Below are 13164 nucleotides of genomic sequence, written 5' to 3' on the forward strand. Positions count from 1 at the left end.
ATTAACATATAAAGTAATGAAAAAGAAATACACAAATTATGCAGTTTTTAATGCCATGGTGATATTCATGATCATTGGAAGCTATGGATGCAATAATAAGAATAATCAGCCAGCTGAAGATCCATTTTCAGAATTCGATCCATATGCTGTTGGACTAGGCAATAAGATTGAAGCCTATCATAACGCCACATTCGCAAACTTGAATACCGGCAAAAGTGGAAATATAGCTCTTTACATAGATTTTTCAGCAGGCATGCATACTGCATTTGCAAACCCGGAAATCAAGAATTTAACGGGGGATTGCTTTAACGCAATCCTAGCAGATAAATTTGATGTCTATAGGTTAGTTAGCGGGGAGGTCACGCCATTAGAGGTAACGAACTCTACTGAGCTGGGCCAAAAAGTTAATGACCCTAAGGAATACCTTAATAAGCGAGCTCCGATCCAGAAGGCTGTAGAGAAAATCGTTGCATCAAATAATGATGCCTTGTTGATCACTGATTTCGAAGAATTTCAGAGTGATAAAGAAGTTACCAGTACAGCTTATTTAAAGATTCCATTCTCAAAGTGGCTGGCAAAAGGAAACTCAATACATTTCTTCGTCGCAAACTATGCTGAGGGTAAAGTGACCAAGCACATTTATTTTACTGTCTTTAGCTACGGAACTTCAAATGCGCAAAGCCTACTGAGTAAGCTGGAACCGAAGCTATCACTTCTTAATGCAAAATTTGATCTTTCCACTAAGTCATTTAAACTAAGCACAGATTATTCCGGCGAAAAAACCGGTGGTATCTTCTATGATGCAAATGGAAAATCCGAAGGCACAAAGAATGTCCTGGACTTGAAGGATGGTTATGTAAATGGTCAAAAAAAGAGGAGCAATTTTGAGTTTTACCCCCTGGGAGTAAATTGGGAAACTATTGCTGAACTCCACGACAGTTATAAAGAACAGAACCAGTTTAACGACTTTTTTAGAAAATTGCTGATTGACTTAAGTAATGAAGATAGTTACTTATATGGTGATTTTGAGGTAAAGGTATACGATGTGTCGGAAGATTTTGAGCAATTCTCTAAATGCCTGGAAGCGAAAAACCATAAACCCAAACTCAGCAAAGGAAATGATGGCGAAGCTAAATTTGCTGACAATGAAACAGACCCGATAGCCATAGGATGCTATAATCCTGATGGTTCCCTGAAAGCGGAATGGAAATTTAGCCCTAAAAATCCCGTTGCTCAAACTGAAGTGTTCACACTCAACCAACTGCTTTTTAAGAATACGAAAGGCAGCGATAAGAAGAAGACCGAATTGGGTGTTTCATTCGATCCTAAGTTTAACGTTAAGAATATTCAAAATCCTAAAGGCTTAATAAGGGTAGATGTGGTTCTTAAAAGTGCTCAACCGAATTTATCGAACCCCATTCTCGATCAGTTTAAATGGATCAACGTAAGTGGTGTACCAAACACAGCGCTTCGCGAATCTATTGTTAACACATTGCAGGATCTCAAACCTGATAACCAGGTAATTTACTCCTACTACATTAAAACAACAGAACAATAATTAACCTCAACCAAACACCTTAAATTACATTCATATGCAATCCGTATCCGCTTACATCATTTCAATTGGTATCGCATTTATCTTTCTATTGCTGGCTGCCTTTATTTCAACCGCTATAAAATTTGAGGGAGGAAGTAGGCCTAAAGATGCTCAGAAACGCAAAACCTGGTTTTGGGTTCTGGCACTTTTAAACCCTGTGGTGATTTACCTGCTGGGCTATTGTATATTCAAACCGGATGCGAACATCATGATCGTCAATAAATATATTGCTGCATTAGGAATAGGCACGGCAGTTGGTTTTTTTGTCTATATCATCGCCGGGTTCGTGTTGAGCAAGGTCTTTAAAAACGGCAAAATCGGTCACTGGTTTTAACCCTATAAAAAGAATATCATGGATAAATTATTTGTCATCGCCATCGGTGGTACTGGTATGCGCTGCCTGGAGTCCTTTACGCATTTGTGCAGCATCGGCATGTTCGACAATCAGGAAATCGAAGTGCTTACCCTGGATACAGATCAAAATAACGGAAATAAGGCAAGGGTAGAAGAGCTGATTACTTTGTACAGCAGGATTAAGACTACCGGAGCTTCCGGTGGAGGCACGCCTAATGCAAATACTTTTTTCTCCGCAAAATTAAACCTCCACAGGTTCTGGACTAATTACTCGGCTGCGGGCAGAGAAAGTTATAAAAACCTCAGTAAACTATCAACAGGATCTCCTGAACAGCAAAAAGCCAATAAGCTGATCTCCGATCTGTTTTTGGATAATGACACCGTACAGGAGTTCGATTTGGCACATGGTTACAGAGCTCAGACACATCTTGGTTCTATGCTCATGTATCATGGAATAGTTGAGGCAGCCAGAAATATTTTAAAAGGCACCAATGTTCAAATCGAAGAGCGGGAACTGGAAGCCTTTATGACAAAGCTGGAACTAGCTGGAGCAAATGCAAGAGTTTTTATCTTTGGATCTGTATTTGGCGGAACAGGAGCCTCATCCATTCCGGTAATCCCAAAAGCCCTTCAGGACTTTGTTAAAATAAGGTCAAAAGGGGCGTCCAGCATAGACTTTTCTAAAGCCAAATTTGGTTCTACGCTGTTGACGGAGTACTTCACCTTTGGCAAACCAGACGAAAAGCAAAAATCGGCTAAGAGTGACCGTATTATAGCAGACTCTTCTTTTTTTCCAATCAACAGCCAGGCGGCGCTTCAGTTCTATCAAAGCGATCCTACTGTCCAGAAATGTTATAAATTATTGTACCATATCGGCTGGCCAATAGAGAGTAAAAAAGTTGGTGAAGGATCAAATAAGACCATTACGGGAGGAAGCGAGCAAAAGAACCCTTGTCATATTACTGAACTCTTGTGTGCCTGTGCAGCCTATGACTTTTTTACCAGAACTGCAGGTTTTGATAACGAACAGGCAGATTACCTGTACAAAGCTGTAGAGTTTAAAGATAATTCCTTCAACTTCTCCTTCGATGATTTTGTGGGCAAGGAAAATAATGCTGGTGAAAACTTTGTAAACAGACTAGGTGCCCTGTTCTCTTTAGCCCACATCTCCTTATCCTTAAATGGAGCCGCGGATGGTGATATCGGTATCAAAGGATTTGTCAATAGATGTCAGGAACAGAAATTAGATCAGTATAGTACCATAACTGATATTGAATGTAAAGAGATCAATGAATATTTTAAATTATTCGCGTATTCATTTAACGACACGAAGTTCATTCCAGGCTGGCTTTATCAGGTTAGAGGTACGGTTGCTCCGGGTAAATTCATCTTTGACAGCAAAGCCTTTGTAAGCAACAGAAATGAATTGAAGAGTATTGATGTGGGTGCCATATTTCAAGATGATAGGCACCATTGGCCTAAAGGCGGGCTCTTTGGCAGTAGGTACGATTCTTTTGTAAAGAAACTGATCAATAGCGGACCAAAAGATGAACAGAAAGTAAATACGACAAAAGAGAAGTTTCTGGCTCACATCTATAATGCACTAACCATTTCACAAAATTTCAACCTTAATTAACAGGAAGATGTCTGATAAAAAAATAAAAGCCCTTGCGATTAAAGTTCATCCCAAAACGGAACCAAATGGAGTGGAGTTTGCATGGGACAAAATTCCTCAACTTGAAGTTTTTACCAAGCATATTTTAATACCGGAAATTGCTGTGGATCAGCATGGAGATTCCGCTGCTAACATCGGGACAATTGTATCTGGTGTCCCTTCAGTATTTGCAAGGGCAAATTTGTTTAAAAATGCCTTGGATAACATTCAAGATAAAGAAGCAGAAGTTTCGGGCTTAATGCTTTTTTATAAGTCTTTGATCAGCGAATGGAAGGGCTTTATCAGCTGCATTGCCTTAAACTATAAAGACATTGAAGTCAACAGGATTCACCTGGCATATTCAGATGGTAAAAAAGCCATGGATACCGCAAATATTTATGAGCCAACAGGTGCATTTGGTAATATGCTGTTTGAAAGAGAACCACTGTGGTGCGATCAGTCGCTAGCAAATAACACAGATAAAATACCATTTATAGATGTTATTTCTTTTAAAGGGGTAGTAATTGGGGGAACATCTCCCGATAGTTTTCTGTTTACCTCTGCTTCTTATTTGATCAAAGACAAACTGCCATTTGTAAATGTAAAGACCGGTAAATTTATTGACCCTTTAAAGTCAGATCTTACGCCTCAGGAATTGTTCAATTTGTATGGTTATGCGAAGCATATCTTAAATAATATTGAAAGCTTCAGAAGGAATTTTGACGGGGTAGAAGAGTTTATAACCCCTAAGTATGGTAATATCTCCGGGACTATTGAAAGCTGGCTAAAAGACATGCAGAAATATCAGGAAGAGAAGGGATATCCTAAACTGGATAACCAGTCACCTCCTGAAATCGGATCTGTTTTTAATTATCCATTTGGTTTGCTGTTCAACTATTCTACCGAACTGTTTGGCTCCGAGGGAATCATCTATAGTGAATCCAGAGATGGTTCAATTGTATTTGATCCGAAAGATCTGCTGCTTCCGGATACGACCGAGATCGCTCAAATTGATTTTGGGAAAGAAGGAATAGAGACTAAGAATTACCTCAAAAATAAGCCGATTTTATTGTTAGCCGCTGAAACTAAAGGGCAACCTAATAGTTACGCCTATTTTACTTTGCCATTAACGCCACTTGCACTTAATGTATTTGGCGCGACCTTAGATGCATTGGTCGGTATTTCCACGATATCAAACGTTAAATCACGCATTACGGGATTATACGATCCAAATGATAAAGACGGAGAACGTCTCATTGTCAATTTAAGTCTCTATACAGAAAGCGGCAACGAGATAGTCAAACAGGTAGTCTACCGGGTTACCAATGAATCCATTGCCGGTAAGGACATCCTCACCTGGCCCAATTTCATTTCCAAACAATGGAACCGGTATTTCCTTTATTCAGAGATTCCACACAATGATGCCAAATTTCAGGCTACTCCTTTTGTCGGAAATGTTAAGGACGACTTTTTCAGAATTGCATTGGATGAAAAGGGTATTCCGCTCTACTTGGGAGAGAATGGAAAAGCGGCTAAAATTGATCCTAAATATGGCGATATCAAATCAAAATTACATATCTCTTCTAATAACGCAGTCTCTGACAACAAATATAAGTACGAGATTTACGAAAGCAATCAGCCTTTTAAAGGGATCAAATTCGCACATGCCGGAATAGATTGCGGATTTGGGATCATCAGATATGATGGTTCCGGCAACACTCAGGATTTGCCTGTCAATATGCTAAACTCTCCCAAAACTTTATATCCGGCATTTTTGGGAGTTGATTTCGGCAGTACGAATTCATCAATAGCCTATTTCTCCGATTATAGAAATGAGGTTTGTGATAGTCTGAAATTAACAAATAAACGCGTTTCATTACTTGGGAGTGATCTGAAGAATAACGATGTACGCCCGGCAGTTGAAGATGAGATATTCTTTTTTCAAAACGATGAAATCTTAACCAACTCAATTAAATCGGTACTGACTGTACACGACTCCAGGCGGGTTGTCAACGATGATCATCTGCTGACCGAATCATTGATGGCACAGGCAGTAAAAGGAGGGTTCCCGTGTTTTGAAAAGAATCTACCCATTGAAAATGCAGAGAATGACCGGTACATTTTAGGCTACAGCAGAGTTGGCCGCGCCGAGCTTGTTTACAATATGAAATGGTCTACTCAGGCCATCGATAAAAGCTACAAGACAGCTTATTTGAGCTCGCTACTACTGCATGTATACGCACAGCTTTTTATAGAAAACCATGAGCCAAAGACACTGAAATGGTCTTACCCTTCATCAATGGGTAAAGAACTGCTGAGTGAATACAGGGCGATCTGGGATTCGCTAAGAGACATCTCGCCAATCGTCAGCAATGTCAAACTTAAAACCTATCCGCCCTCAGATTTATCAGATATCGGAGACACTACATCGGAGAGTGCCTGGGGTGCGGTAGAAACTTCAACAGGATGGGGAGCTGCACCGGTAGTCGTTGCCGAAGAAAGCTGGGGTTCAGTTGACGAGAGTGGTTGGGGAAATAGCCCAACCAGTATTCCAAATCAAACTACTCCTCAACCGCAAAAAAATACGATAAACATCGCCTCAGAGACCGGACCTATTAGTTTCAATTTCAAAACGCTAAGCAACGAAGAGTCTTTGTCAGAAGCTTGCGCAGTTGCCAATTATCTGGTGCGACCAAATGGCGGGTATGCCATTAATCCCGGTGAGCTGGTCTTGTGTTTTGATATCGGAGGAAGTACCACAGATATCACTGCTTTATGTCACATGGAGAAAGGTAAAGCAATGATAAAGCAAAACTCCATCAGATTTGCTGCTGAGCGGGTTGCACAAGCAACGAAGTACTCGCCCAACTTCAAAAATGTCTTATTAAGAATTTGCGAGATAAAGAAGATCTCCATTCAGGGGTTAAACAGTGGCACTAACAAATATTCAGAAAACACGGCTCCTTATTACTTTGAACAAGTGGTTGACCGGTTGGAGGCTGCTGATTTCGAGACTTTTTATCTCTTGATCGCAGCCGACTGTAAAGAGATGATGAGTGTCAACCTTTACGTTACCGGTTTGATTATGTTCTATGCTGGTCAGCTTGCTTATAAACTGAGAACTGAGATTGTCAGATCTGACGATGCTCCAGATTCTGTTAAAGCTTTACCTCCAAAAATTAAAATAGCTTTTGCGGGTAAAGGTGCCCGAATATTTGACTGGTTTACAGCAGTCAATGCAAATTCAGCTGAACAGTACTATACAGACATGTTTATCAGAGGAATGGGGGGAATGTCTGTTGCACAGACCACGATACGGCCGATATCAACCAGCCCGTTAAAGGTGATCGATATCAATTCCCAAAGAGGGACAGACAATTCAGATGTTAAATATGAGGTGTCCAAAGGATTGGCCATTCCAACGAATATCACCAGCATTCTGGTTCCTACCAATAAGCAGGCAATTGAAATATTGGGAGAGGACAATTTCTGCATTGTCACTCCGGAGGGAACATTCAAGTATCTGGAATCCACAAATTCAATCACAGCTGAAATGCTGGAACATGTAGGGAACCATTTTATCTGTCTTCCACCAGAAGGCAAACCTCACTGCCCAAGGTTCATGGATTTTGCTGATCTTTTTTATAGGGTGTCTTCCTCTATGTTTGGGTTAAAAATGAATCCAGGGGAATTCATGGCTGGTTTTCTGGATATGAATATTGAAAATTACATCAAAGGGGACCCGGGCTTTATCAAGGCTCAAAAAAGAAAACATGAGGACAAAAAGGAGTTTGATTTTGTCGCACCAATCATCATTCTTGAGGGAATGAAATTTTTTGAGAAGCACTTACTAAGAGGAATTCAAAAACCATAGATCAATGAGTTACTGTGTCCTCATAAAAGTTTCCAAACGGATCGTTTCTTTCTGGTATAAAACAGAGGGAAGTCCTTATGCACCCCTGACTATTCGGGATACGAATAGCATACCCCTGTACTTTTATGTTCATGGAAATGATTTTTTCTTCGGCAATTTGGCAAAAGAAAGATTTTATAAAAATGACCCCAATGCTTTTGGTAACTATTTTGAGATTATAAAAGATCCCAGTAAGCATTTCAATATCTATGGAAATAAAAAGCCTGTCAAGCAGCTTTTCTATCATGGTGTTGAACAATTCTTATCACATTTCATTAACACTGTTTTATATAAAAGTGATTCTATTGAGTCGTACCGTCATTTTCCATTGAGGTTTCTATTTGATACAGACATTGAAGACAAGGAAAAGGTATTAGTTGAAGCCCTTTTTACCGAAGCAGGTTATTACAACGTAAAAAGAGAGGATTTTACAGCCGCTTTTTTTACCGTCTTAACAGCCGCCGGTATTATTAGAAAGGAGAGTTCTATTTTATTACTAACGAGTATAGATAATAAACTTTTTATGCAGCTGTATAAAAATGGATTTAGTGATTACCCGGCCCGCATTCAATTGGATGGTTATGGCGCTGATGCGCGGGTTAAAATACTAGCGGAGATGATCCTCGAATATATCGTCAATTTGAATCCTTTTTTAAGCATAGACAACACTAGGGAACTGGCAGTACTGCTTCCTTTTTGTAAAGTTTTGCTTGACCGAGAAATACCCATCATTACAGGAGAAGCAGAATTAACGGACGGAAATAAATATTGGTTCAGAATCACCACCAGAAATTTAAACGAGCGCCTTAAATACTATTCCAATGACATGGTTATCTATTCTGCAATAGATGATCTCCTCAAAACAAATAGTGTAAGTACAGATGACGTAACGATTATTCTTGGTAGCGAAGAGCTAAATACCACATACTTTTTGGACAAGCTGTTAAAAAAGTATCCTAAGGTTAAGACCGTTGAACAGGCTCATTTAAAAGATACGATGAAGTATATTTTTTCTCAGATCGATCTTTCCGATACTGCTGTTCGTCTTAAAATTCCAGCAGCTCCATCAGTAGTGACTAAACCGGGCTTACCACCACTTCCGCAAAAGAAAGAACTTGCAAAAGAGGTGGTAGCTGTAAAACCAAAATTGCCAGAACCTAAAATAAACATTCAGGCGCCTACAAAAAGTATTAAACTACCACCGTTACCACCCAAGAAAAACCAATAGAAATGGCTATACAATTACAAAAGAAAAAACCAGTATCACTGGCAAAAGAAACACCCGGAATCAAGGGCTTTGTTGCAGGACTCGGCTGGGACCCTGCCGTTGTCAACGGACATTCAGTTGATCTGGATATCTCTTTATTTATGTTAAACGCCAATGGAAAGTTGATCGCAGATGAATTTTTTGTTTTTTATAACAATACAGAAAGTCCTGATGGTTCAGCATTTTATCCAGGCGATTCCAGAGGCGGAGAAGCTGAAGGAGATGATGAGATTATAAAGATTGATCTCGCAAAGATTGATGTACGTGTAGAGTTTCTTTATTTCACTGTTACCATCGATCAATCGGAAGAGCGGGGACATCATTTTGGTCATGTAAAAAACTCCTATATCAATATCAGAAATTCTGCTGACAACTCAATTGTTTGCCAATACAAACTAGACGAGAGTTTTACGAATGAGGATTCCTTGGTGTTCGCTGCTGTTTCAAAGAATAATGGCGATTGGGATGTTGAAGCTTTGGGTCAGGCGTTTACCGGCGGGCTGGAAACATTAGTCGAATTATATCAATAACTAAATCATAAAGAAATGAGTTTTAACTTATCTAAAGGAGACAGATTTTCTCTGTCGAAGGCCGCACCTGGTCTATCTGTAGTAAAAATTGGTATGGGGTGGGACCCAAATGATCAGCCCAATGGCCCTGATTTTGATCTTGACGTTTCTGCGTTCGCAATCAACAGCAGCTTTAAAATTCCTTCGGATTCTTACTTCGTATTTTATGGGCAGGTAAGAATGGGGAATTGTATCAAGGATACTGTCGAAACACATTTGGACAGACCTATCACTGATGACCAGTCTATCATCGGAGCTATCGACGATCCTGACGGAACCAGGAGTGACGGAGAAGATGATGAAGATATGCTTATCGATCTAACAAAGGTTAACCCAAAAGTTGAACAGATTATTATTTGCTGTACAATTTGCAAATACCCCCATGATAACAAGAAAGACCGGAGAACGCTAGACCTCAATTTTGGTCAGGTTGACGATTGTTACATCAGAATTGTCAATCAGCTCAACGGAGAGGAAATCATGAGGTACGATTTAAAAGACCACTACACCAACGAAGATGCTGTAGAGTTCGGTAGGCTGTTTAGAGTTGGTGATAGTTGGGAATTTGAGGCAATGGGAAGAGCGCATACGGGAAGTTTGCAAACTCTGGTAGATATGTACACCTAATAAAAAATATGATCATGGCATTCAATTTAAATAAAAGCGACGGTTCCGACGAATCAGCTAATTCAAAATTTAATCTTTCAAAAAGTGATACTCCTGGTGTGGAATCAGATGCTACTACCGGAAAGACCAAGACTTTGGTATATATTGTAATTGGGTTTTTAATCGTTGCCGTTGGCAGTTGGTACCTATTCTTTAACAATAAGCCGAAGCTGGATAATGCTTCCTCATCCATCCAGGGAGCGCAGTCAACTGATTCCGTTAAAATTACGCCAGCAGCCACTCAAAATAATAAGGCAATCACATCTAATGAAATTTCAAATGTAGTACCAATAAAAAATAAAATACCAGTTTCATTTTCAAGTGGAGCTATCACATTTGATACTATCAATCAATCAGCTGTAGATGATATTTTATTGGCCCTTTCTACTAATCCAGAATCATCATTAGAAATTCGTGGCTATGCAAGCAGTGAGGGATCACTAGCAATAAACCAATCTATTTCGCAAGCCCGAGCTGATGCTTTTAAAGATTATCTGCTATCTAAAAATGTAAAAGAGGACCGTATAAAGGCGCTGGGGAAAGGTATAGAAAACCCAATTGCCTCAAATCAGACAGCAGCCGGGAGAAAAAAGAATAGACGGGTAGAAATTGATATCAAATAATTACTATTGTAAATATCATGAAGAAATATATTTTTCTTATTCTATGCTTTATATCGGTCAACTGTCTCGGACAAAATATTTCTATTTGTTCATGGAACTTAAAAGACTTTGGAAAGTCAAAGAGTAATTCTGAAATTCAATTTATTGCTAAAACCATCATGATATTTGATGTTGTGGCTTTGCAAGAAGTGGTGGCAGGTCCTGGCGGTCCTCAAGCAGTGGCGAGGCTTGCTGATGAATTGAATCGTATGGATAGCAAGTGGGATTACGTTATCAGCAATCCTACATCGGGTTTTACTGGAAGCGCTGAAAGGTATGCTTTCTTATGGAAAACGAGTAAAGTCAAAAAAATAGGTGAATCCTGGTTGTCGTTGCATTATGCTCAGGAAATTGATAGAGAGCCTTTCTTTTGCAGATTTAAATCAAAAGACAAGATATTTACCATAGTGAATTATCATTCCATCACAAAAGCTAAGCATCCAGAGTCAGAAATAAAATATTTTAAATTTTTTCCAGGACTTTATTCAAATGATAATCTAATATTTTGTGGGGATTTCAATCTTCCACAATCCCACACTGTTTTTAATCCGTTAAGAAAAATGGGATACAGGTCGGTTTTAGTTGGTCAAAAAACTACGTTACGGCAGAAATGTATTCAACAAGGTTGCCTTGCTTCAGAATTTGATAACTTTTATTACAATTCAAGTTTTATTAGCATTGTAAGAAGTGGCCTTGTTGAGTTCTATCGGTCGTTTCCTAGTCTAAGAGCTGCTCGTCTGATCTCTGATCATATCCCGATTTTTGCTGAAATAAAATAGCAGATATTTTTTGTTTTAAGGCAAGAATGAGAAGATTTGATATTATAATACTTGCGTTTTAGTTGATGTGTAACTATTTTGAGTTAATTGTTGTTTTTCTGAGGTAAATTGGTAATATTTGAGTTAACCAGATATTGTATTTGTATCGTAGGGATGCAAATAGATTTTTTAACGCTACTCCATCATGAAAAATCTTTTATTATTGATGCTGTTTTGCAGCATGCTTTCTTTTACTAATATTTCAGCATTTGCTGAGAAAACTATTGGTTATGGATATGTGGCAACTTGTAGAGGTGCTGATAATTGCAGGGCATGTAGTTCTTGCAATTACTGCGGTCATTGTAATTCTGGAGGGAGTTGTGGCGTATGCTCCCCTAAGTCGTCATCTTCCAATACATTAATTTCTAAACCGAAACCTAAAAGTACTACATCAGCTAGCTCTCAATGTAAGGGGACCACTAAAAAAGGAGCTCAATGCAAACGCATGGTTAAAGGGGGCGGATACTGTTATCAGCATAAGTAATATAATCTTAGAATTATTCAATATCAAACCAAATAAAAAAACATGGCTTTTTTAACCTTCGGGAACCTACGACAGCAGACTTTTAATAAGTCTGAAGCAGTGAATCTTAGTTATGGTAATAGTTCTTATGGTGGTAAACGTGTTTTCCTCTCATATAGAAGAGAGGACCGTGAGTGGGTCCAATCAATTGTGGCATTTTTGACAGGATTAGGAGTTTCTATTTATGTAGATTACTTGGATCAGACTTTGGAGGATAATACCTCTGAATCAGTTGCTGTTAAACTGAGGACCCATATAAGTAATTGTACAAAATTTCTCTGTCTTGCCACTCCGAATAGTAGCAAGTCAAAGTGGATGCCTTGGGAGCTGGGGCTTGGTGATCGTATTGTGAACTATACTAATGTAGCCATTTTACCTTTAACTAATGATTCTAATTCATTTGGAGATCAAGAGTATGGTAAAATATACGGTCAGGTCTCTAGTAAATATGTTTTTAGTGTCGCTGACCATAATGATTGGTTTATTACTTATCCCAATGGTAGTACTGTTAAGTTAATTGACTGGTTAAGGTCCTAATCAAAAGAAATGAAGAGAAAATGCTTTATATCCTTTAAAACTGAGGATAGAGAATACAAACGAATTATACAAGAAGATTTGAAAATCGATATGATTGATAAGTCTTTAGATTATGCGATAAACTCTCATGATGAAAATCATATAATGAGAAAGATCAGAGAAGACCATCTTTCTGACTCTACTGTAACTATACATCTAATTGGCTCTTATGGAGCACAAAACAGAGGTGATTATGAACAGCGTTATATAAAAAGGGAATTGCAGGCGTCACTATATCACGGTGACGGCAATACCATTAACGGTATACTAGGTGTAGTGTTGCCTGGGATGGAGGAAGTCATCTATAAAGGGACTTATACATGCTCCAATTGTAATAGCTCACACAATACTGTTAATATTAATGATACTACTGTAATAAAGGAGTTTTCATATAATTATTATATTCCTAATAATAAATGTAGTCATTCTGAAGACGATAGATACTGTGTATTGGTAAAATGGAGGGACTTCGTTCTTAATCCAGAACAATACATTGAAATTGCGTTTGCAAAAAGAGACCATTCTATTGTCGAAAAAATTAAAGTTTATCCTAAATAGTATTCTG

The 13164-nt window shown here is 38.7% G+C and carries 12 protein-coding genes; all 12 read left to right on the forward strand.

Annotated features, from left to right (window positions below):
• Positions 1-16 precede the first annotated feature (16 nt).
• The gene (locus J1905_RS05200) at positions 17-1558 is read left to right on the forward strand and encodes a hypothetical protein (RefSeq protein WP_214226170.1); all 1542 of its coding nucleotides are present in this window, start codon (positions 17-19) and stop codon (positions 1556-1558) included.
• Between the two features lie 34 nt (positions 1559-1592).
• Positions 1593-1931 (forward strand): hypothetical protein, encoded by a 339-nt coding sequence (locus tag J1905_RS05205; protein ID WP_214226171.1) that lies wholly within the window; start codon positions 1593-1595, stop codon positions 1929-1931.
• An 18-nt stretch (positions 1932-1949) separates the two neighbouring features.
• A complete protein-coding gene (locus J1905_RS05210) occupies positions 1950-3587 on the forward strand; it encodes a hypothetical protein (protein WP_214226172.1) in 1638 nt (545 codons plus the stop codon).
• Positions 3588-3594: 7 nt separating this feature from the next.
• On the forward strand, positions 3595-7479 hold the full coding sequence (locus tag J1905_RS05215; RefSeq protein ID WP_214226173.1) for a hypothetical protein: 3885 nt from the start codon (positions 3595-3597) through the stop codon (positions 7477-7479).
• 4 nt (positions 7480-7483) lie between these two features.
• On the forward strand, positions 7484-8746 hold the full coding sequence (locus tag J1905_RS05220) for a hypothetical protein (protein WP_214226174.1): 1263 nt from the start codon (positions 7484-7486) through the stop codon (positions 8744-8746).
• Positions 8747-8748: 2 nt separating this feature from the next.
• On the forward strand, positions 8749-9315 hold the full coding sequence (locus tag J1905_RS05225) for a TerD family protein (RefSeq protein WP_214226175.1): 567 nt from the start codon (positions 8749-8751) through the stop codon (positions 9313-9315).
• Positions 9316-9330: 15 nt separating this feature from the next.
• On the forward strand, positions 9331-9981 hold the full coding sequence (locus J1905_RS05230; protein WP_214226176.1) for a TerD family protein: 651 nt from the start codon (positions 9331-9333) through the stop codon (positions 9979-9981).
• Between the two features lie 14 nt (positions 9982-9995).
• Positions 9996-10643, forward strand: coding sequence for an OmpA family protein (locus tag J1905_RS05235; RefSeq protein ID WP_214226177.1), 648 nt, complete (start codon positions 9996-9998; stop codon positions 10641-10643).
• A gap of 17 nt (positions 10644-10660) precedes the next feature.
• Positions 10661-11461, forward strand: a complete 801-nt coding sequence (locus J1905_RS05240) for an endonuclease/exonuclease/phosphatase family protein (protein WP_214226178.1) — start codon at positions 10661-10663, stop codon at positions 11459-11461.
• Positions 11462-11709: 248 nt separating this feature from the next.
• Positions 11710-11862 (forward strand): hypothetical protein, encoded by a 153-nt coding sequence (locus J1905_RS05245; protein ID WP_214226179.1) that lies wholly within the window; start codon positions 11710-11712, stop codon positions 11860-11862.
• Between the two features lie 164 nt (positions 11863-12026).
• Positions 12027-12560, forward strand: a complete 534-nt coding sequence (locus J1905_RS05250; protein ID WP_214226180.1) for a toll/interleukin-1 receptor domain-containing protein — start codon at positions 12027-12029, stop codon at positions 12558-12560.
• Between the two features lie 9 nt (positions 12561-12569).
• Positions 12570-13157 carry a TIR domain-containing protein gene (locus J1905_RS05255; RefSeq protein WP_214226181.1) on the forward strand — a complete coding sequence of 196 codons (588 nt, stop codon included), beginning with the start codon at positions 12570-12572 and terminating at the stop codon, positions 13155-13157.
• Positions 13158-13164 lie beyond the last annotated feature (7 nt).

Origin of the sequence: Pedobacter sp. B4-66 (assembly GCF_018492665.1) — a bacterium.
Classification (GTDB): domain Bacteria; phylum Bacteroidota; class Bacteroidia; order Sphingobacteriales; family Sphingobacteriaceae; genus Pedobacter.

Bases quoted from the DNA above. Each gene is read 5' to 3' on its own strand.
- J1905_RS05200 (WP_214226170.1), top strand. From the start codon at position 17: ATGAAAAAGAAATACACAAATTATGCAGTTTTTAATGCCATGGTGATA.
- J1905_RS05250 (WP_214226180.1), top strand. From the start codon at position 12,027: ATGGCTTTTTTAACCTTCGGGAACCTACGACAGCAGACTTTTAATAAG.
- J1905_RS05205 (WP_214226171.1), top strand. From the start codon at position 1,593: ATGCAATCCGTATCCGCTTACATCATTTCAATTGGTATCGCATTTATC.
- J1905_RS05215 (WP_214226173.1), top strand. From the start codon at position 3,595: ATGTCTGATAAAAAAATAAAAGCCCTTGCGATTAAAGTTCATCCCAAA.
- J1905_RS05220 (WP_214226174.1), top strand. From the start codon at position 7,484: ATGAGTTACTGTGTCCTCATAAAAGTTTCCAAACGGATCGTTTCTTTC.
- J1905_RS05255 (WP_214226181.1), top strand. From the start codon at position 12,570: ATGAAGAGAAAATGCTTTATATCCTTTAAAACTGAGGATAGAGAATAC.
- J1905_RS05235 (WP_214226177.1), top strand. From the start codon at position 9,996: ATGGCATTCAATTTAAATAAAAGCGACGGTTCCGACGAATCAGCTAAT.
- J1905_RS05225 (WP_214226175.1), top strand. From the start codon at position 8,749: ATGGCTATACAATTACAAAAGAAAAAACCAGTATCACTGGCAAAAGAA.
- J1905_RS05240 (WP_214226178.1), top strand. From the start codon at position 10,661: ATGAAGAAATATATTTTTCTTATTCTATGCTTTATATCGGTCAACTGT.
- J1905_RS05210 (WP_214226172.1), top strand. From the start codon at position 1,950: ATGGATAAATTATTTGTCATCGCCATCGGTGGTACTGGTATGCGCTGC.
- J1905_RS05230 (WP_214226176.1), top strand. From the start codon at position 9,331: ATGAGTTTTAACTTATCTAAAGGAGACAGATTTTCTCTGTCGAAGGCC.